21 protein-coding genes and 1 riboswitch are annotated in these 20464 nt (G+C 56.4%); of the genes, 14 read left to right on the forward strand and 7 right to left on the reverse strand.

What is annotated here, in order from left to right:
* A partial coding sequence (locus CTZ24_RS06000; RefSeq protein ID WP_208723593.1) for a transposase occupies positions 1–277 on the forward strand: 277 nt, incomplete at its 5' end.
* Between the two features lie 31 nt (positions 278–308).
* Here CTZ24_RS06000 and CTZ24_RS06005 read toward each other — a convergent pair.
* A complete protein-coding gene (locus CTZ24_RS06005; RefSeq protein WP_013508350.1) occupies positions 309–1025 on the reverse strand; it encodes an ABC transporter ATP-binding protein in 717 nt (238 codons plus the stop codon).
* 895 nt (positions 1026–1920) lie between these two features.
* Here CTZ24_RS06005 and uvrB point away from each other — a divergent pair.
* Entirely contained in the window at positions 1921–3942 is a 2022-nt protein-coding gene (gene uvrB / locus CTZ24_RS06010; RefSeq protein ID WP_021182455.1) for an excinuclease ABC subunit UvrB, read from the forward strand.
* 71 nt (positions 3943–4013) lie between these two features.
* On the opposite strand, the gene CTZ24_RS06015 is transcribed toward uvrB, so the two are convergent.
* Positions 4014–4916: a gluconeogenesis factor YvcK family protein gene (locus CTZ24_RS06015; RefSeq protein WP_021182456.1), complete on the reverse strand. Its 903-nt coding sequence runs from the start codon at positions 4914–4916 to the stop codon at positions 4014–4016.
* A gap of 193 nt (positions 4917–5109) precedes the next feature.
* Positions 5110–5245, forward strand: a riboswitch (molybdenum cofactor riboswitch).
* Here CTZ24_RS06015 and moaA point away from each other — a divergent pair.
* The 7 genes from moaA (at position 5235) to CTZ24_RS06050 (ending at position 9851) form a co-directional block, all read left to right on the forward strand.
* Positions 5235–6221 carry a GTP 3',8-cyclase MoaA gene (moaA, locus tag CTZ24_RS06020; RefSeq protein ID WP_208725048.1) on the forward strand — a complete coding sequence of 329 codons (987 nt, stop codon included), beginning with the start codon at positions 5235–5237 and terminating at the stop codon, positions 6219–6221. It overlaps the preceding riboswitch by 11 nt.
* Before the next feature lie 16 nt (positions 6222–6237).
* The gene (gene moaB / locus CTZ24_RS06025) at positions 6238–6753 is read left to right on the forward strand and encodes a molybdenum cofactor biosynthesis protein B (protein ID WP_021182458.1); all 516 of its coding nucleotides are present in this window, start codon (positions 6238–6240) and stop codon (positions 6751–6753) included.
* Between the two features lie 2 nt (positions 6754–6755).
* Positions 6756–7241 carry a cyclic pyranopterin monophosphate synthase MoaC gene (gene moaC / locus CTZ24_RS06030; protein ID WP_021182459.1) on the forward strand — a complete coding sequence of 162 codons (486 nt, stop codon included), beginning with the start codon at positions 6756–6758 and terminating at the stop codon, positions 7239–7241.
* Positions 7234–7479: a molybdopterin synthase sulfur carrier subunit gene (moaD, locus tag CTZ24_RS06035; protein WP_021182460.1), complete on the forward strand. Its 246-nt coding sequence runs from the start codon at positions 7234–7236 to the stop codon at positions 7477–7479. Before moaC ends, moaD begins: the two co-directional genes overlap by 8 nt.
* Before the next feature lie 2 nt (positions 7480–7481).
* A complete protein-coding gene (moaE, locus tag CTZ24_RS06040; RefSeq protein WP_021182461.1) occupies positions 7482–7934 on the forward strand; it encodes a molybdopterin synthase catalytic subunit MoaE in 453 nt (150 codons plus the stop codon).
* A gap of 14 nt (positions 7935–7948) precedes the next feature.
* Entirely contained in the window at positions 7949–9046 is a 1098-nt protein-coding gene (locus CTZ24_RS06045) for a DUF1615 domain-containing protein (RefSeq protein ID WP_208725049.1), read from the forward strand.
* A gap of 97 nt (positions 9047–9143) precedes the next feature.
* On the forward strand, positions 9144–9851 hold the full coding sequence (locus tag CTZ24_RS06050) for a Bax inhibitor-1/YccA family protein (RefSeq protein WP_013508359.1): 708 nt from the start codon (positions 9144–9146) through the stop codon (positions 9849–9851).
* A 61-nt stretch (positions 9852–9912) separates the two neighbouring features.
* Here the strand turns inward: CTZ24_RS06050 and CTZ24_RS06055 are convergent, their stop codons facing one another.
* The 3 genes from CTZ24_RS06055 to CTZ24_RS06065 are packed head-to-tail and all read right to left on the reverse strand — an operon-like array spanning position 9913 to position 12907.
* Positions 9913–10905 (reverse strand): lysylphosphatidylglycerol synthase domain-containing protein, encoded by a 993-nt coding sequence (locus tag CTZ24_RS06055; RefSeq protein WP_208725050.1) that lies wholly within the window; start codon positions 10903–10905, stop codon positions 9913–9915.
* Positions 10905–12149, reverse strand: coding sequence for a cardiolipin synthase ClsB (gene clsB / locus CTZ24_RS06060; protein ID WP_208725051.1), 1245 nt, complete (start codon positions 12147–12149; stop codon positions 10905–10907). The genes CTZ24_RS06055 and clsB overlap by 1 nt, the downstream gene beginning before the upstream one ends.
* Positions 12146–12907: an endonuclease/exonuclease/phosphatase family protein gene (locus CTZ24_RS06065; RefSeq protein WP_208725052.1), complete on the reverse strand. Its 762-nt coding sequence runs from the start codon at positions 12905–12907 to the stop codon at positions 12146–12148. The genes clsB and CTZ24_RS06065 overlap by 4 nt, the downstream gene beginning before the upstream one ends.
* A gap of 176 nt (positions 12908–13083) precedes the next feature.
* Here CTZ24_RS06065 and CTZ24_RS06070 point away from each other — a divergent pair, with 176 nt between their 5' ends.
* The 4 genes from CTZ24_RS06070 to CTZ24_RS06085 all read left to right on the forward strand — a co-directional run bounded on the left by CTZ24_RS06070 (position 13084) and on the right by CTZ24_RS06085 (position 17276).
* Entirely contained in the window at positions 13084–13476 is a 393-nt protein-coding gene (locus tag CTZ24_RS06070; RefSeq protein ID WP_013508363.1) for a YbhQ family protein, read from the forward strand.
* Positions 13477–13677: 201 nt separating this feature from the next.
* Positions 13678–15033, forward strand: a complete 1356-nt coding sequence (gene rhlE, locus CTZ24_RS06075; RefSeq protein WP_021182466.1) for an ATP-dependent RNA helicase RhlE — start codon at positions 13678–13680, stop codon at positions 15031–15033.
* Between the two features lie 4 nt (positions 15034–15037).
* Positions 15038–15994 (forward strand): tRNA dihydrouridine(16) synthase DusC, encoded by a 957-nt coding sequence (gene dusC / locus CTZ24_RS06080; RefSeq protein ID WP_036624493.1) that lies wholly within the window; start codon positions 15038–15040, stop codon positions 15992–15994.
* 76 nt (positions 15995–16070) lie between these two features.
* Positions 16071–17276, forward strand: a complete 1206-nt coding sequence (locus CTZ24_RS06085) for an MFS transporter (protein WP_208725053.1) — start codon at positions 16071–16073, stop codon at positions 17274–17276.
* 47 nt (positions 17277–17323) lie between these two features.
* Here the strand turns inward: CTZ24_RS06085 and CTZ24_RS06090 are convergent, their stop codons facing one another.
* The gene (locus tag CTZ24_RS06090; protein ID WP_208725054.1) at positions 17324–18934 is read right to left on the reverse strand and encodes an inorganic phosphate transporter; all 1611 of its coding nucleotides are present in this window, start codon (positions 18932–18934) and stop codon (positions 17324–17326) included.
* A gap of 164 nt (positions 18935–19098) precedes the next feature.
* Here CTZ24_RS06090 and CTZ24_RS06095 point away from each other — a divergent pair, with 164 nt between their 5' ends.
* Positions 19099–20124: a CorA family divalent cation transporter gene (locus CTZ24_RS06095; RefSeq protein WP_208725055.1), complete on the forward strand. Its 1026-nt coding sequence runs from the start codon at positions 19099–19101 to the stop codon at positions 20122–20124.
* A gap of 63 nt (positions 20125–20187) precedes the next feature.
* On the opposite strand, the gene CTZ24_RS06100 is transcribed toward CTZ24_RS06095, so the two are convergent.
* A partial coding sequence (locus CTZ24_RS06100; protein ID WP_208723593.1) for a transposase occupies positions 20188–20464 on the reverse strand: 277 nt, incomplete at its 5' end.

Below are 20464 nucleotides of genomic sequence, written 5' to 3' on the forward strand. Positions count from 1 at the left end.
TGTGGTACCGGTGGAAAAAACGTCCGGGAGCTCAGTCAGGGGGCGTGCGCGGATGTCAAAAACAGGCCCGGCAGACGTAAGGGCGAAACTGTATATGGCGGCGATCGTAGCGATCAGGTGGAATGCCCCGGCGAAGGCGCTGTACCAGAGGCTAATCGCGAAGGGCAAAGCCAGCAAGGCCGCGCTTGGAGCGGTGATGCGCAAGCTGGTTCATCAGTGCTTCGGGGTGCTGAAAACGCGGATGAAGTGGGATGAAAATTACGCAGCTACCGCTTGACGTTCAAGACGGTAGCTACGGGCAGCTCATGTCAGGTTACCGTCAGCCATTTATTGATGGTGACATCGTCCAACTGGGCCACTTTTCCCTGCGCCACGTTGCGACCACGATGCAGCAGCAGAAAATAGTCAGCCACGCGGCGGATAAAGGAGACGTGTTGCTCCAGCAGCAGAATGGTCAGGCCGTAATCGCGGTTCAGGCGGCGAATCAGATTTCCCATCTCCTCTTCCAGCCACGGCGACATGCCTTCGGTAGGTTCATCAAGGATCAGCAATTTCGGTTGTAACACCAGCGCGCGCGCTAATGCCAACTGCTGCTGCTGATCCATCGGCAGTTCTCCGCTGCGCTGGTGGCGTAATGAATAGAGCGCCGGGAACAAATCGAACACCATTTCCGGAATGGCGCGACTGCGGTCGTCATGCGCCGCCATCAGCGCAATCAGCAGGTTATCTTCCACACTCATTTGCGAGAAAATATGGCGACCTTGCGGTACGTAGCCGATACCCATGCGCGCACGTTGCTCCGCCGGTTGCAGCAATAAATCTTCAGGGGGGGAGCCATCTTCCTGCCAGGTCATCGACCCGCTATTGATCGGCAACCGTCCCATAATGCAGTTGACCAGGGTGGTTTTACCCATCCCTGGGCTACCCAGCACGCCCGTGCAGGTGCCAGGGGGCAGATCGAGGTCCACATCCCACAGGATATGGTTTTGACCGTAAAACTGATTCACCGAACGTAAACTTAGCATCTGACATTCTCCTTCCAGATAATTAGCCTGAATGCTCCCGCTCTGTGTCGTCTGGCAAACAGTCAAACACGATTCATCATTGCCACTCTCACCATCAGTGAGTTGATGCGTATGCTTATGGAGAAACCTGCAATTCCCAGGCCAGTTTGCTGATGCCATGAAAAAAAGCAGCAGCAGCGAGGCAAAATCAGGAATTAAAGTTGAGCGATGCTTAACAATTGCTGGGGGTGATAAAACGGCTGCACTTTAGCGGTGCTGAATGCTTAACGTTTCTGGTGCATCTGTGCAGTAATAAGGCAGATCGCTCAGGAATAAGTGGCCTTATTTACTGGGAATTTCGGGCTTTCAGTGACGTCAGCACGGAAAAAGAATAGTTAATGCCACGCGGGCTGTGGGAAAAATAAACATAAAAAAATTTTTTTTCGCACGCCAGGAATAGGCTTAGAAAATTATGCACAGGCGATGGCGGCGGGGCTGCCGTCAGTTATCCACTATTCCTGTGGATAACCTTGTGCATTAGAGACTGAAAACAGAGCGCAAGCGAGGAAATACGCGGCCTGGATACATTATGCTGAGAAACTGGGCTTTTTACTGATTTACAAATAAATCAGTATGTTATTTAAAATCAAGCCTGAGATTTTTCTTGTTGGTCATACAACTGCAATTTTATGACGCTCTATTGACAAATGTTAAAAGCATCACCCATCTGGGGATAACCTTGCGCAACAAGGTTTTGCCAGATGCCGCATAAATTGCACTGAAGCGAGTCGTTGCTGCTCCCTGTTATCGTGCAGGATATCTGTAAATATATCCAGTATTTTTTTCTGGCAAATTCGCCATAGCGGAGTAGAATTAGCAGCCTGCCCGCCGATATCTCCTGCAGGAACGAAAAACCATGAGTAAAGCCTTCAAACTCAACTCCGAATTTAAACCCTCAGGGGATCAGCCTGAGGCGATTCGTCGTCTGGAAGAGGGGCTGGAAGACGGTCTGGCACACCAGACGCTGTTGGGGGTAACCGGTTCGGGTAAAACCTTTACCATCGCCAATGTGATCGCCGATCTCAACCGGCCAACTATGGTGCTGGCGCCTAACAAGACCCTTGCGGCACAGCTCTACGGAGAGATGAAGGAGTTCTTTCCGGACAACGCGGTGGAGTTCTTCGTCTCCTACTACGACTACTATCAGCCTGAAGCCTATGTGCCCAGCTCCGATACCTTTATCGAAAAGGATGCCTCGGTGAATGAGCACATCGAGCAGATGCGTCTGTCTGCCACCAAGGCGTTGCTGGAGCGACGTGACGTTATCGTGGTGGCGTCGGTGTCGGCCATCTACGGTCTGGGTGACCCTGATCTCTACCTGAAAATGATGCTGCACCTGACGCGTGGCATGATCATCGATCAGCGCAGCATTCTGCGTCGTCTGGCTGAGCTGCAATATACCCGTAATGATCAGGTTTTCCAGCGCGGCACCTTCCGCGTGCGCGGTGAAGTGATCGATATCTTCCCGGCGGAGTCCGATGAGATTGCGCTGCGTGTGGAGCTGTTTGATGAAGAAGTGGAGCGGTTGTCATTGTTTGACCCGCTGACCGGTCAGGTGGTTTCGGTGGTGCCGCGTTTTACCGTCTATCCGAAAACCCACTATGTCACGCCGCGCGAACGCATCCTGCAATCAATGGAAGAGATCAAAAAGGAACTGGTGGTGCGCCGTCAGGTCCTGCTGGAGAATAATAAGCTGCTGGAAGAGCAGCGCATTACCCAGCGTACCCAGTTTGACCTCGAAATGATGAACGAACTCGGCTACTGCTCGGGTATCGAGAACTATTCACGCTACCTGTCCGGACGTGGGCCAGGCGAGCCGCCTCCGACGCTGTTCGACTACTTACCGGCAGATGGTCTGCTGGTGGTGGATGAGTCCCATGTGACCATCCCGCAGATTGGCGGGATGTATCGCGGTGACCGCGCACGTAAAGAGACGCTGGTGGAGTATGGGTTCCGCCTGCCGTCGGCGCTGGACAACCGCCCGCTCCGCTTCGAAGAGTTTGAAGCGCTGGCACCGCAGACCATTTATGTTTCGGCAACGCCGGGTAATTACGAGCTGGAGAAATCCGGTGGTGAGGTGATTGATCAGGTGGTGCGTCCGACAGGGCTGCTCGATCCGATCCTCGAAGTACGTCCGGTGACCACCCAGGTGGATGACCTGCTGTCGGAGATCCGCAAACGCGTCGAGGTCAACGAACGTGTGCTGGTGACCACCCTGACTAAACGCATGGCGGAAGATCTCACCGAATATCTGGAGGAGCACGGCGAGAAGGTGCGTTATCTGCACTCAGACATCGATACGGTGGAGCGTATGGAGATCATCCGCGACCTGCGTCTGGGGGAATTTGATGTGCTGGTGGGGATCAACCTGTTGCGTGAAGGGCTGGATATGCCGGAAGTGTCGCTGGTGGCGATTCTCGATGCCGATAAAGAGGGCTTCCTGCGTTCGGAGCGTTCTCTGATTCAGACCATTGGCCGCGCCGCACGTAACATTAACGGTAAAGCGATTCTTTACGCAGATAAGATCACCAACTCAATGGCACGCGCCATCGAGGAGACTGAGCGACGTCGTGAGAAGCAGGAGCGGTATAACGAAGCCAACGGCATCGTGCCGCAGGGACTGAACAAAAAAATCACCGATATTCTGGAGCTGGGCAAAAACGTGGTCAAAACCCGTGGCAAGGGCAAAACCGCCACGCGCAGCGCCGCTGAAGCCGAAGCCAGCTATCTGGCGCTCACCCCGCAGGCGATGCAGAAGAAGATTCACGAGCTGGAAGGACAGATGCAACAACACGCGCAGAATCTGGAGTTTGAAGAAGCGGCACGGGTGCGTGATCAGTTGCACGAACTGCGCGAGCTGTTTATCGCTGCGTCCTAATGCGCGATAAATCGCGCCGCTACGACTCTCAGCGCGGGTGAGTCGTGGCGGCGTGTTTATCACGCCTTGTTTCAAAATGCCTGGATGGCATGCTCCAGCGCCAGGCGTAACAACTGGCGGTCATGGCGATATTTGATATCCGCCGCTTCCAGCGGTTCACGGACAATTAAGCGTCCTTCCACACCGCGAATATCCGCTGCCGGGCTGACCACCACCGCATCAATCACCCGTTTGCCTATCGCTTTTTCCATAATTACCAGCTTATCCGCGACGGTCAGGCGAGCGGCTGCCGGACTGAGTTCGCGCCCAAGATTACCGATAAACACCATAGTGGCGGGGGTACGACGCAGCGCACGCGCCATCTCTTCCATCAGCAGAATTGGCATCAGACTGGTATAAAAACTGCCGGGACCGATCAGAATCAAATCGGCTTCAGCAATCGCGTCCAGTGCTTCCCGGGTGGGCACCACATTCGGATGTAGCATCAATTCCTGCGGTGCTTGTTGCATCTCATCGACGGCCGTTTCGCCGTAAACCATATTGCCTTCGCTATCCTGCGCCACCAAATCCACGGGCTGCTCTGACATCGGAATCAAGAACGCATCCACTTTCAGCAGATTACGAATGATATTGATCGCTTCCAGTGGCCGCACGCTGAGATGGTCGAGCGCTTTCAGGATCAGGTTGCCAAGATTGTGGCCGGCCAGTTCGCCGTTGCCGGTGAAACGATATTCGAACATGGCGGAACCGACGCTCGGTTCTGTGATCAACTGGTTGATACAGTTGCGCATATCGCCCCAGGCGATGCCGCCTTCTGAACGGCGGATGCGTCCGGTAGACCCACCGTTGTCGGTGGTAGTCACAATACCGGTCAGGCGTGAGCCGAGCGGAGCCAGCGAGGACATCACGCGACCAAGGCCGTGTCCACCGCCCAGCGCCACCACGCGATCCAAATCTGCCAGGGTACGATTCATGTTGCTCCTTATCGCTGACGCTCACCCGTTGAGCATCAGTTAAACTGATATGTATCAAAATCTGTCGGTTATTTTAACGTATCCTGTCGCGAAAATGCGGTGAAAAAACGTTATGTATCAATATATATAGCGAAAATCCGCGATGGAAGCGAACAACAAATCGCGCTAACATTCGGGCAACCGTGTTGTTCGAATGGACAACATACACTCAAAGCCTGATTGCCTAAGTCCTCCGGATAGGGTGTTCAGGCCGCAGCCCCGAGCTGCCAGGGTGCAGAAAGAAATGCCTGCATCTCCCGTATTTGGAAAGGTGTTCAGGTGTCACAATTTACTGATGCATATGCGCGCAGCTTTTATTATCTGCGCCTGTCGGTCACGGACGTGTGTAACTTCCGTTGTACCTATTGCCTGCCCGATGGCTACAAACCGCAGGGTACGCGCAATAAAAGTTTTCTCTCGCTGGATGAGATCCGCCGCGTGACGCGTGCCTTTGCGGCCGCGGGCACTGAAAAAGTGCGTCTGACCGGTGGTGAGCCCTCTTTACGTCGTGATTTCACCGAAATTATCGCTGCGGTGCGGGAAAATGCTGCCATCCGCCAAATCGCGGTGACCACCAACGGCTATCGGCTGGCGCGTGATGTGCGTGACTGGCGTGCTGCCGGGCTGACCTCAATCAATGTCAGCGTCGATAGCCTTGATGCCCGCCAGTTTCATGCCATCACCGGTCAGGACAAATTTCATCAGGTCATGGCCGGGATTGATGCCGCGTTTGAGGCGGGTTTCAGCAAGGTCAAAGTCAACAGCGTGCTGATGCGTGATATCAACAGCCACAGTCTCGATACCTTTTTACAGTGGATCCGCACACGTTCGATTCAGTTACGTTTTATCGAGCTGATGGAAACCGGCGAGGGCAGCGATCTGTTCCGTCGCCAGCACATTTCCGGCGAGGTGATCCGCGATCAACTGCTGATGCAAGGCTGGCAACGTCAGCCGCGCGGGCGCAGCGACGGTCCGGCGCAGGTGTTTCGCCATCCGGACTATCTCGGCGAAGTCGGTCTGATCATGCCATATGAAAAAGATTTCTGTGCCAGCTGCAATCGCCTGCGTGTTTCGGCGATCGGCAACCTGCATCTGTGCCTGTTTGGCGAGGGGGGCATTCCGCTGCGCGATCTGCTGGCTTCCGATCAACAGCAGGATGAGTTACAGGCGCGTATCGCCTTAAGCCTCGGGCAGAAAAAGCAGACGCATTTTCTGCATCAGGGCAACACCGGTATTACCCAAAATCTTTCCTTCATTGGTGGCTGACAAAGGAGTTATGGCCATGAGCAAACTTTCCGGCGACTTTGTTGCCCTTAATGTGGCGGTGATGACGGTGTCTGACAACCGTGATGCCGCCAATGACACCTCTGGTGATTACCTGCGTGAAGCACTGAGCGAAGCCGGGCATCAGGTGGTGGATCACGCGATTGTCGCGGATAACCGTTATCGCATCCGCGCCACGGTATCGCGCTGGATAGCCAGTGAAGATGTCCAGGTGGTGATCATCAATGGTGGTACCGGTTTTAACAGCAAAAACAGCACGCCTGAAGCGCTGCTGCCGCTGTTTGACCGGGAGATTGAGGGATTTGGCGAGCTGTTCCGCATGATCTCGTACGAAGAGATCGGCAGTGCCACGTTGCAGTCGCGTGCAGTCGCGGGTATGGCGAATGAGACGCTGATTTTTGCCGTACCCGGATCCGGTAATGCCTGCCGCAGCGCGTGGGAACGCATCATTGCCGATCAACTGGATGCACGCACTCGCCCGTGTAATTTTGTCTCACATTTGAAGAAGTTGTAAGTATGTCCTCGTTAACCCATATCAATGCCGCCGGTGAAGCCCATATGGTTGATGTCTCCGGCAAAACCGAAACGGTACGCGAAGCCCAGGCAGAAGCGCTGGTGCTGATGCAACCGGCAACGCTGCAAATGATCATCGATGGCAGCCATCACAAAGGTGATGTCTTTGCCACTGCCCGCATCGCGGGGATTCAGGCGGCAAAACGCACCTGGGAACTGATCCCACTGTGTCATCCGCTGATGCTGAGCAAAGTTGAGGTGACGCTGGTTGCTGAACCCGAGCATAGCCGGGTACGCGTCACTTCACGCTGCCGCCTGACCGGCAAAACCGGCGTCGAGATGGAAGCCCTCACGGCGGCTTCAGTGGCGGCGCTGACGATCTATGACATGTGCAAAGCGGTGCAAAAAGACATCGTTATCGACCAGGTACGTTTGCTGAGCAAAAGCGGCGGCAAATCCGGTGATTTTCAGGCGGTGTCCCATGATTAAGGTGCTGTTTTTTGCTCAGGTGCGTGAACTGACCGGCACCAGCGCGCTGGAGTTATCGCCGGAATATGCCGATGTGGCGGCCCTGCGCAGTGCGCTGGCGACGAAAAATGATCGTTGGGCGTTGGCGCTGGAATCCGGGAAATTGCTGGCGGCGGTCAATCAAACCCTGGTACCGATGAGTCATCCGTTGCGCGCCGGTGATGAAGTGGCCTTTTTCCCGCCAGTGACCGGGGGGTGATGATGGAAACCCGTATTCGCGTCGGCAGCGCAGCCTTTAGCGTGGCCGAGGAGTATGCCTGGCTGTCTGCCCATGACAGCGATGGCGCTGTGGTGACCTTCACCGGGAAGGTGCGTAATCATAATCTTGGTGACAGCGTGGCGGCCTTGACGCTGGAACATTATCCCGGCATGACGGAAAAAGCGCTGACGGAAATTGTCGACGAAGCACGTCAACGCTGGGCGCTGCAACAGGTTTCGGTGATCCACCGTATTGGAGAACTGTTTCCTGGTGAGGAAATTGTATTTGTCGGCGTCAGCAGCGCGCATCGCAGCAGCGCGTTTGCCGCAGCGGAATTTATTATGGATTACCTGAAAACCCGTGCGCCGTTCTGGAAACGTGAGGCGACGGCACAGGGCGATCGCTGGGTGGATGCGCGCGATAGCGACCATCAGGCGGCAGAACGCTGGAAATAACGTAAAGGAACCCGATGGAAGCGACTGTAATACTCAAGCGTGCAGCGCTGTTGGCGGTACTGGTGCTGGCGGGATGTACCAGCAGCAAAAAGCAACCCGAGGCACCGGTTCGCCAACCTGGGGATGTGAAAGCACAAATCCGTCAGTTATTGCCCAGCCACGTTACGCAGAAAGCGGACTGGGCTGATGATATTTATACCGCCTTCCGCACTCAGCAAATCGATCCCAGCGTCAGCAACCTGTGCGCGGTGATCGCGGTGGCCGATCAGGAATCGAACTTCAGCGCCGATGCGGTGGTGCCGGGCCTGCCAAAAATCGCCTGGGCTGAGATCAACCGGCGTGCGGGCAAGCTTTATATCCCGGCCTTCGCGGTACGCACGGCATTGCAGATCAACTCTCCCACCGGTGAAAGCTACGCGGCGCGCCTCGACAAAGTGCGCAGCGAGAAAGAGCTGAGCGCCATTTTTGATGACTTCATCGATATGGTGCCGCTGGGACAAAAACTGTTTGGCAACCTTAACCCGATTCATACCGGCGGTCCGATGCAGGTCAGCATCGCTTTCGCCGAAGCGCACGCCAAAGGCTATCCGTGGCCGGTGGAGGGTTCGATTCGTCGTGAAGTCTTTACCCGACACGGTGGTATGTATTTTGGCATCATGCATTTGCTGGGATACCCGGCGGATTACTCACAGCCGCTGTATCGCTTCGCTGACTTTAACGCCGGTTGGTATGCCAGTCGCAATGCCGCTTTTCAGGCGGCTGTGGCGCGTGCCAGCGGGATCAAACTGGCGCTCGATGGCGATCTGATTCAATACGGCAGCGATGCCGCTGGGGCGACAGAACTCGCGGTGCGCAGCCTGAGTAAGCAGCTGGACATGAGCCAACGCGAAATCCGTCGCGATCTGGAGAAGGGCGAAAAGCCTGAGTTCAGCACTAGCGTATTATGGAAACAGGTGTTCACGCTGGCGGATAAAATGGCGGGTAAACGTCTGCCGCGCGAAATGTTGCCGGGTATTAAGCTGGAAAGCCCGAAAATCACCCGTAACCTGACCACCGCTTGGTTTGCTCAGCGCGTGGATGGCCGTTATCAACAGTGTTTGACGCGCCGTTGACGCGGCAAGTTATAGGCTCCAAACTTACAGAGTTTGTTTAACAACTAAACCCGCGCGATAAATCGCGCCGCAACATGAATCCATTGAGAGGTGCATCATGGACCGATATCCACGTAACGATTCAATCGTGCAGCAGGCCTCCGCCGGGCTGCAAACCTATATGGCGCAGGTGTATGGCTGGATGACCTGTGGTTTGCTGCTGACCGCGTTCGTCTCCTGGTTCGCGGCGCGCACGCCTGCGGTGATGGAGTTGGTGTTTGCTAACCGCATCACCTTCTTCGGTCTGATCATCGCCCAGCTGGCGGTGGTGTTTGTGCTGTCCGGAATGGTGCATCGTCTGAGTGGGGCGCTGGCGACGGCGTTATTTATGCTCTATTCGGCGCTGACCGGCCTGACGCTCGCCAGTATTTTTCTGGTCTACACCTATTCGTCAATCGCCAGCACCTTCTTTGTCACCGCCGGGATGTTTGGTGCTATGAGTTTTTATGGCTATACCACCAAACGCGATCTCAGCCGTTTCGGTAGCCTGCTGTTTATGGCGTTGATTGGAATTTTGCTGGCGTCGCTGGTGAATTTCTGGCTGAAAAGCCCGGCGTTGATGTGGGCGATTACCTATATCGGCGTCGTGGTGTTTGTTGGCCTGACGGCATATGACACCCAGAAACTGAAAGCCATTGGCGAGACGGTGGATGTGAATGACAAAGAGAATCTGCGTCGTCTCTCCATTATGGGTGCGCTGACGCTGTATCTCGACTTTATCAACCTGTTCCTGATGCTGCTGCGTATTTTCGGTAACCGCCGTTAGCCCCCCACCGTAGCGGCACGATTTATCGTGCGCTTTTACGCCTGCGCGATAAATCGTGCCGCTACGATGATGTACCGTTTTCTGACGGTGTCGGTTTTGCCATCTTCCGTTCATTCTTCTGCCGTAAATGCCGGGCGCGGCTCTCCAGCCACAGGTACAACACCAGCGCCAGCAGCAGCGGCAAAATAAAATACAGCACACGATAGGCCAGCAGCGCGGCAATAATGGTGCCGTGTGACGTACCCTGACCACTCAGTAGCGCCAGAAATACTGCTTCCAACACGCCGATCCCGGCGGGGATATGAATAATCACCCCGGCGATACTGCTGATCAGCAACACCCCCAGCACCTGCGGATAACCCACCTGTTGTGCCAGCAACAACCAGATAATCGCCCCCATCACCATCCAGTTGGCGCAGGACACCGCGAATTGAAACAGCGCCATGCGCAGCGAGGGGAGTTGCAGGTGCTGGCCTTTTATTGTCCAGTGACGTCGTTTGGCAAAGGCGCAGGCCCACAGATAGATCGCGACCAACACCAACAACGCGCCGCCGATCAGTCGCAGGGTGTTTTCGCCGATAAACCAACCCGCGGGAAGGGGAACCATGCCCGCCACAAATACCACACCCGCCAGCAAAATGTAGCCCAGCCAGTTGGTGGCGATGCTCAGCGAGAAAATGCGGGTGATGGTGCCGCCGGGTAAACCCAGTCGCGAATAAAGGCGATAGCGCATAGCTACGCCACCGACCCAGGTACTGAGCGTCAGATTGAATGCATAACAGATAAACGACACCAGCATCACCTGACGTTTAGCCAGTTTATGGCCGCAGTAAGCGCGGCCAATCAAATCATACAGGCCATAGGTCAGGTAGCTGATAACAACCAGCGCCACCGCGCTGAACACCAGCGTGCGGTTGTAGTTGACGATCACCTGATAAACGTCATCCCAGTTTACCTGGCGGGCATACACCACCAGCAGCACCAGCACGGCAATAAAAAATAACCCGGTAAGGATTTTCTTCACGCGCTGCCAGCGCGAATGTTTTTTACTCATCAGGGTCTGGCTCCTTTGTTTTCGGCCTCAACGCGATCCTGGGTTTCCATCTCCGGTTGTACTGGGGGAACAACCTGCGCCAGCCGGGGCGTATGGGCGGGTAACCATCCGGCAATCGCCGGGAAGTGACGTAAGAAGTGGAAGACCAGCACGCTTTTGGTCAGGTGCCACCAGGTACGCGGTGGCAGCTTATCGCCCTCAACCCGTTCGCAATCCTCGCGTAGCAACTGCTCAAGGTTTTCCCGCAGCGTTTGGTTAAAGGCGCGGTCATGCACCATCAGGTTGGCTTCCAGATTGAGTGACAAGCTGAGCGGGTCGAGATTACTGGAACCGACGGTTGACCACTGCTGATCCTGCACCGCGATCTTGCCATGCAATGGACGACGGCAATATTCGTACACCTCGACACCGCCATCGACCAGATAGTTGTACAGCATCTCAGCGCCCACTTTGACAATCGGCATATCCGGCTCGCCCTGGACGATCAACCGTATCCGCACGCCACGACGCGCGGCATGGCGCATCGCACGCAGCAAACGATAACCGGGGAAGAAATAGGCGTTGGCGATGATCACATCCTGTTTGGCTTTGCGCAGCATGTCGAGGTAGTGCTGTTCGATATCATCACGATGGCCGTCGTTGTCGCGAAAGACGAACAACACCTGCGCATCACCCGGCAGGGCATTCAGCACCGGACGATGCGAACGATGGCCCCACCAGCGGCGGGTCACCTGTTCGCTGCCGATGGCTTGTTGCACGTAGCGCGCAATATCCAACACCACCGGACCTTTGACTTCAACGGCGTAATCCTGTTTGGCCTCCGGGCCAAAGTCGGTGTTATGTTCGGCAGAGAAATTGATGCCGCCCACGAAGGCGATGACCTCATCAATGACCACGATCTTGCGGTGCAGGCGCCGGAACAGGTTGGTGCGCATCCCCAGCACCAGCGGGCGCGGATCAAAATAGATAAAACGCACGCCCGCAGCGGTCAGGCTATTGACGTAGCTGTCTGACAGGTCCGGTGAGCCGTAGCCGTCCACCATCACTTCAACCCTGACGCCGCGCTGCGCCGCCGCCAACAATTCGCGATGCAACGCATTACCGACCTGATCCTCAAACAGGATAAAGGTTTCCAGTAGCAAGGTGCGTTCGGCGCGCTGGATGGCACCAAAGACGCGTGGAAAGAAGGCCTCGCCATTTTCCAGCAGGTGGAGTTGGTTACCGTCACGCCAGCTAAAATTCATAACACCACCTCGACTGCCAGTGGCGCATGGTCTGACAAATGCGACCAGGGTTTTACCGGCAGCGCCCACGGCTGGCTGATGGTGGCATTGCGGATATAGATGCGGTCCAGGCGCAGCAACGGAAAACGTGCCGGGAAAGTGCGCGCCGGGCGACCATTCTTTATGCTGAACACTTCATCCAGTCCGGCATGGCGTTTAAGGTATTTGTTGGCCCGAACCTGCCAGTCATTAAAATCACCTGCTACCACCAGCGGCGCATCGGGTGGTAGCGAGGCGATCATCTCGCACATCATGCGCAACTGAGCGCGACGATGCGGCTCGCGTAGACCGAGATGCACGCAAATCACATGCAGCGGCTGCCTTTGCCCCGGCAGGCTGATTTTGCAGTGCAACATGCCGCGCTTTTCACCTCCGGCAACAGAAATATCGCGATTTTCATACTCAACGATCGGAAAACGTGACAATATCGCGTTCCCGTGATGTCCTTCAGGGTACACCGCGTTGCGGCCATAGGCATAATCGTGCCACATGGTGTCGGCGATAAACTCGTAATGTGAAGTTTCCGGCCAGTTTTCAATGTGTAAGGCGTGGATGGCGTGGGTGCCCATCACCTCTTGCAGGAAGACAATATCGGCCGAAGTCGCCCGTGCAGCATCGCGCAATTCCGGCAGGATAAAGCGACGGTTGAAGCTGGTGAACCCTTTGTGGGTATTGATGGTCAGGACTTTTATCGAAAATCCTTGTGTATTTTGTGTCATACTGCGACGCGCTCCTTTTCATCATCAACCGGATAAAGTGTAGTCTTTGTCACAAATGGAAGGCGAAGGGAGCAGAAAATTAGGGTGTTATCCGAAATTTGCCTTACATTGAGGAAATCTGTCTGGCCGCGGCCAGATACACTTGGGCGATCTGTTGGGTCTGCCAGGAGAAGAGAATGAAATGGTCTAATCGTGTTCAGATTGTTACCGGACAAACCTGCGTTCATATTGCGATGCACCTGCTGGTGATTGCCGCGCTGGTCTGGGGCTGGAAACATAAGGCGCTGGTTGAAGTGAGCAGTACCCTGGTGGCGGCCTACGTTGTGGTGTTTATCACCATGCTGGTCACACAGCGTAGTGCCCGTTTGCGTATGCTAGGCGACTCTCTGGAAGAAGTGACCACCACTTACTACTTTGGAGCGGCAATGCTGACGCTGTTCCTGGTGTCACGCATCATCCATAACAACCTGCTGCTGGGCTGCCTTGGTGTGGTCATGCTGGTGGGACCGGCGCTGGTTTCCCTGCTGGCGAAAGAACCTGCGCAGCGCGTGCAGAAGAAACGCAGTTAACTGATGGTAGCGGCGCGATTTATCGCGCTGTTTTTTTTTACAGTCGATTATCGCGCAATGCTGGCTGAAAGCTGCTACACTGCCGCCCTTACGCATGGTAGTTTGTGCCCTTTTCACACGTAGGCTTTAGGCTTGCGTCATATCCCCCCTGAAAACTACATCGCAAACTGCGGTCAGGGCGGTTCGGAGTAATACACCTGCATGTCTTTTGACTCTCTCGGCTTGAATGCCGATATTTTGCGTGCGGTAGCGGAACAGGGCTATCGTGAACCGACGCCAATCCAGCGTCAGGCTATTCCCGTGGTGTTGGCTGGTCGTGACCTGCTGGCGAGCGCCCAGACCGGCACCGGCAAAACCGCCGGTTTTACGCTGCCCTTGTTACAGCGTCTGTCAGCAAAAGATGCACCCGCGCGCGGACGTCGCCCGGTGCGTGCGCTGATCCTCACGCCAACCCGTGAACTGGCCGCTCAGGTCGGTGAAAACGTACGTGATTACAGCCAATACCTTAACCTGCGTTCGCTGGTGGTATTTGGCGGCGTCAGCATTAACCCGCAAATGATGAAACTGCGTGGCGGCGTAGATGTGCTGGTGGCAACACCGGGCCGTCTGCTCGACCTGGCGCATCAGAATGCCGTCGATCTGTCCCATGTGGAAATCCTGGTGCTGGATGAAGCAGACCGCATGCTGGATATGGGCTTTATCCACGATATCCGCCGCGTGCTGGCGAAACTGCCTGCCAAACGTCAGAACCTGCTGTTCTCTGCCACCTTCTCCGACGAGATCAAGTCGCTGGCGGAAAAGCTGTTGAATAACCCGGAGCAGGTGGAAGTGGCTCGCCGCAACACCGCGTCTGAGCAGGTTTCGCAGCAGGTGCATTTCGTTGATAAAAAACGTAAACGTGAGCTGCTGTCGCTGATGATTGGTCGCGACAACTGGCAGCAGGTGCTGGTGTTTACCCGTACTAAACACGGCGCCAACCATCTGGCTGAACAGCTGAATAAAGATGGCATCACCGCTGCGGCAATCCACGGCAATAAAAGCCAGGGGGCGCGTACCCGTGCGCTGGCTGATTTCAAAACCGGTGGCATCCGTGTGCTGGTGGCGACCGACATCGCTGCGCGTGGCCTTGATATCGAAGAGCTGCCGCATGTGGTGAACTATGAACTGCCGAACGTGGCGGAAGATTATGTACACCGTATCGGCCGTACCGGTCGTGCCGCCGCGACCGGTGCTGCACTGTCACTGGTGTGCGTTGACGAGCACAAGCTGTTACGTGATATCGAACGTCTGCTGAAGCGTGAAATTCCGCGCATTGCGTTGCCTGGTTTTGATCCCGATCCGAGCATCAAAGCGGAGCCGATCCAGAATGGCCGCCAGCAGCAACAGCAGCGCGGTGGTCGTGGCCGTGGTCCGGCAGCGGGCGGTAATCCGCGTCCTCAGGGTGAGGGCCGTGCGCCACGTCCACAGGGCGAAAACCGTGCACCGCGCCGTCAGGGTCAGGATGGCAAACCGGCGCGCTCACGCCGTCCGGCGGCCAGCAAAAGCGGTAATCACTAAGGCGATGCGGGTTTTACTGGCGCCGATGGAGGGCGTGCTCGATTCGCTGGTGCGCGAGCTGCTCTCCGAAGTGAATGATTACGATCTGTGCATCACCGAGTTTTTGCGCGTGGTCGATCAACTGCTGCCGGTAAAATCTTTCCATCGTCTCTGCCCGGAACTGCAACATCAAAGCCGCACGCCGTCCGGTACGCGTGTGCGGCTGCAATTGTTGGGGCAATATCCTGAGTGGCTGGCAGAAAACGCCGCGCGTGCGGTGGAGCTTGGCTCCTGGGGTGTTGACCTCAACTGCGGTTGCCCGTCGAAGCTGGTTAACGGCAGCGGCGGCGGGGCGACGTTGCTGAAAGATCCTGAACTGATTTATCGCGGCGCGAAAGCGATGCGGGAAGCGGTACCGGATCACCTGCCCGTCACGGTCAAAGTGCGTCTCGGCTGGGATTCCAGCGAACGGCGTTTTGAGATTGCCGATGCGGTGCAGCAGGCGGGGGCCAGCGAGCTGGTGGTGCACGGTCGCACCAAAGAAGAAGGCTACCGCGCCGAAAGCATTAACTGGCAGGCGATTGGTGAAATCCGTCAGCGACTGCGGATTCCGGTGATTGCCAATGGCGAAATCTGGAACTGGCAGGATGCGCAGGATTGCCTGCGTATCACCGGTTGCGATGCGGTGATGCTGGGACGCGGCGCGCTCAATGTGCCCAATCTGAGTCGCGTAGTGAAGTACAACGAAGCTCCGATGGCGTGGACCGATGTGGTCGCGTTGTTACAGAAGTACACCCGGCTGGAAAAGCAGGGTGATACCGGTTTGTATCATGTGGCGCGAATCAAGCAGTGGCTGGGTTATCTGCGCAAGGCATATCACCAGGCGGATGGGCTGTTCAGTGAAATCCGCACCTTAAAAGTCTCGGCTGACATCGCGGCGGCAATTGAACGCCACGCCCAACGTTGCATTAACCAGACATAAAAAAATCCGCGACCCGTTAGCAGGCTAAGGGTATAGTAGTGCTTCAACTTCACCCAGTTACGCAACGCCACCGCACATGTCTGACGCCGCTGTACTGAGTAATGCTCAGTTAAATAAACGCATTGTTTCCGTCCTGATTTTCACCTTTTTTTGCTATCTCTCCGTAGGTCTGCCGTTGGCGGTGCTGCCGGGATTCGTGCATAACCAGCTCGGTTTTAGCTCGTTTGTGGCGGGTCTGATTATCAGCGTTCAATATTTCGCTACCTTAATGAGCCGTCCACACTCCGGTCGTCTGGCAGATCGCTTTGGTCCCAAACGCGTGGTGATGCTCGGCCTGATCTGCTGTGGTATGAGCGGCGTGTTGTCGATTGTCGCTGCCCTTTGCCGTGATATACCGCTTCTCAGCCTGCTGTTGCTGGCGTTGGGGCGCGTCTTTCTTGGTGTCGGTGAGAGTTTCAGCAGCACCGGTTCTACCCTGTGGGGCATGAATATTGTCGGACCGCTGCAAACCGCGCGCGTCATCTCATGGAACGGTGTGGCAACCTATTTCGCGATGGCGATTGGCGCACCGCTCGGCGTGTTGCTGAATCAGTGGTTCGGCATCAGTGGCTTTGCCGGGCTGGTGGCGTTGATGGGTCTTGTGGGATTTGTGCTGGCGTATCAAAAGCCGCCGGTCAGCGTTACGGCGGGGGTGCGTATCCCGTTTCATCGCGTGGTCAGCCGCGTCTGGTTGTTTGGTCTGGCGCTTGGCTTTGGCACCATCGGTTTCGGGGTGATCTCCACCTTTATCACACTTTATTTTGCCAGCCGTGACTGGACCGGCGCGGCCTTCGCATTGACGGTATTCAGCCTCGGTTTTGTCATTGTGCGCCTCGGCTTTGGTCGCTACATCACGCGTTTCGGCGGCCTGAAAGTTTCGCTGGTCTCCTTCGTGCTGGAGTGCGCCGGGCTGGTGCTGATCTGGCAGGCCGACAGTGCCTGGCTGGTGGATGTTGGGGCGTTCCTGACCGGTGCAGGTTTCTCGTTGATTTTCCCGGCGCTCGGCGTGGAAGCGGTGAAGCAGGTGCAGCAGCAGGATCAGGGATCGGCGCTTGGCACCTATTCAGCCTTTCTGGATTTGGGGCTGGGCTTGACTGGCCCGGTAGCGGGATTGCTGATCAGTCACTGGGGGATGCAGTCGGTGTATCTGGCGGCCGCGTTGATGGTGTTGGGCGCGTTCCTGATTACGCTGCGCCTGCAACAACAGCGCGGCCGTCGTTCGGCCGTGCAGACCGCGGGTTAATACTTTTCTGCTCTCCGGCACGGGTGCGCAGACATGGCGAATCACCGTTAAAGATGGATAAACAGGGCGTAAAGCAGCCCGGCAAGAAGTACGGATACCGGCAGCGTCAACACCCACGCGACGGCCAGATTACGTAAGGTCGCGAGCTGCAAACCGGAACGGTTGGCGGCCATCGATCCGGCGACCCCGGAAGAGAGGACATGGGTGGTGGACACCGGCAGACCAAAGCCGTCGGCGGCGCCGATGGTTGCCATCGCCACCAACTCGGCGCTGGCCCCCTGGGCATAATTCAGATGGGTTTTACCGATGCGTTCACCCACCGTCACCACAATACGCCGCCAGCCGACCAGGGTGCCGAGGCCCAGCGCGATGGCGACCACCACTTTTACCCACATCGGGATAAAACGGGTGGCGTTGTCCAGCTCGCGTTTCAGCGCCACCAGGTTGCGTTCCGTCTCTTCCGGCAGCGCCACTTTAGCGCTTTGCAGATGCTTAATCGATTCCGAAGCGAGATACATATCATTACGGGTATTGGTGACTGACTGCGCCGGAATATTCTCCATAGAACCGTAGCGGCGAATCTGATCGCCGATAGCGCCGAGCATCATCCCCAGCGCGGGCAGTACCTGGGGGCGAGGCTGGCCGGTGCGCACAAACTCGGTTAACACCTCGCGTGGTGCCGCGATCTCTGAGGTAGACGAACGTAACGTCAGCAACTGCTGTTCCGTGATCTGCGTTAACGCGGCGACGCGTGGAATCTGGTCTGGCGGCAGTGAGCGGTTGAGGGCATAGGCAATCGGCATGGTGCCGACGAGAATCAGCATAATCAGCCCCATCCCTTTCTGACCGTCATTGGAACCATGCGCAAAGGAGACCCCGGTACAGGTCAGGATCAGCAGACCCCGGATCCACACCGGCGGTGGCTGGTCGTTTTTCGGCGCTTCATACAACTGACGGTTGCGGATCAAGGCTTTCATCGCCAACAGCAACAAGGCGGCACAGATAAAACCGACCATCGGCGACAGCAGCAGCGAATAGCCGACTTTCAGCGCCTGATCCCAGTCCACGCCACTGGTGCCGCTGCGACCATGCAGCAGGGCGTTCGCCACCCCGACACCGATAATCGAACCGATCAACGTATGGGACGATGATGACGGCAGGCCAAAATACCAGGTACCCAGGTTCCAGATAATTGCCGAGAACAGCAGGGCATACACCATGGCAAAGCCATTGCCGCTGCCTGCCTGGAGAATCAACTCCACCGGCAGCAGCGAGATAATGCCAAACGCCACCACGCCGCTCGAGAGCAGTACGCCGAGAAAGTTACAAATGCCGGACCACACCACCGCCACGCCGGGCGTCAGTGAGTGGGTATAGATCACTGTGGCGACAGCGTTGGCGGTATCGTGGAAGCCATTAACGAATTCAAAACCGAGGGCAATCAGCAAGGCCAACCCCAGCAGAAGAAAGGGGGTATAGCTGGTGACGGGCGCGCCGGTATCGGCGACATCGTTAAACAGGTTGAGAGCAGTGAAGGCCAGCCCGGCCAGCACCAGCAGCAGAAAGAGTGCACGGGAAAAGCGGCCGCCGCGCGGGTGTAAATCAGGACGTCCGCCGATCGATGACGACGCTGACGCAGGTAAACTATTTTCGCTCATGGCACACCCCGGTGGTGGATAATGATGCCGGATAGCATCCGATACCCGCAGTGTGATACCGGTTTTGTATGACAGAATGATGATATTGCCGGTGGCCTGTCATCTCTCAGTCATCTTGCTGACGCAGGCTGAGTGTCTGACCGCTGCCGGATCTCCTGATTGCTATGCTCCAGCCTGTTCTGCCGCTTACCACGCTGCCCGACTTCAATAACGAAGTGGCCGGGTTGATTCATGGTTATCTGTTCTCGCCCGATTCTCCTCCTCAGCGGCTCAGCGCGCGCGAAGCGTCCCAACTGGCCCGCCAGAGCTTGCCGGAAGCGCATTTCCTCTGGCTGCATATCAACCTGAATCATGCCCGCGCCGAACGTTGGGTGCAGGTCCATTTTGATGTCGACAGTGACTTCTTCGATGAGATTCACTCCGCTTCACCGCGCACCCGCCTGGCACAACAAAACGACGCGCTGTTGGCGGTGCTGAACGATGTCACCTTCAGTCGCGAGGAGCACAGTGCGCAGAATGCGACGCTGTGGATGTGGTGCCGCCCGCAAATCATTGTCAGTGCGCGCTACCGGCCGGTCGGGATGATTGAGCGTATGCATCAGCAACTGGGGCGCTTGTCGTTTGCGCAACCCGATGCGCTGCTGCTGTGGCTGCTGGGCGAGCAGGAAGCGCAACTGGAACAGGTGGTACGGCGTTCCAGCGCGGCGGTGGACGCGATTGAAGAGCGCCTGCTGAGCCAGGCGATCAAAGCCAATCGCAGCGAACTGGGGCGTCTGCGGCGTATGTTATTGCGCATCCAGCGTCTGCTGGCACCCGAACCGGCGGCATTATTTCGTCTGTTGAACCGTCCACCCGGCTGGCTGAAGCGGGAACCGCTGAGTGAGCTACGAATTTTTACCGAAGAGTTCAGCGTGGCGCTAAATGATCTCGCCAGCCTGATGGAGCGGATTCGGTTATTGCAGGAAGAGATCGCCGCCCGCCTGATGGAGCAGAGCAACCGCACGCTGTTTTTACTCACGGTGATCACCGTGCTGGCATTGCCGATCAACATCGTGGCGGGATTTTTTGGTATGAACGTGGGCGGCATTCCGTTGGCGAGCAACCCGCATGGCTTTTTATTGCTGGTATTGCTGGTGCTGGCGTTTACCCTGGTGGCGGGCTGGCTGGCGCTGCGGCGGCCACGGAGTTAATTGGTTGTGCGATAAATCGCGCCGTTACGTTTCGTGCCCCCGTTGTAGCTACCGTCTTGAACGTCAAGCGGTAGCTGCGTAATTTTCATCCCACTTCATCCGCGTTTTCAGCACCCCGAAGCACTGATGAACCAGCTTGCGCATCACCGCTCCAAGCGCGGCCTTGCTGGCTTTGCCCTTCGCGATTAGCCTCTGGTACAGCGCCTTCGCCGGGGCATTCCACCTGATCGCTACGATCGCCGCCATATACAGTTTCGCCCTTACGTCTGCCGGGCCTGTTTTTGACATCCGCGCACGCCCCCTGACTGAGCTCCCGGACGTTTTTTCCACCGGTACCACA

Origin of the sequence: Pantoea phytobeneficialis, from assembly GCF_009728735.1 — a bacterium.
GTDB lineage: Bacteria > Pseudomonadota > Gammaproteobacteria > Enterobacterales > Enterobacteriaceae > Pantoea > Pantoea phytobeneficialis.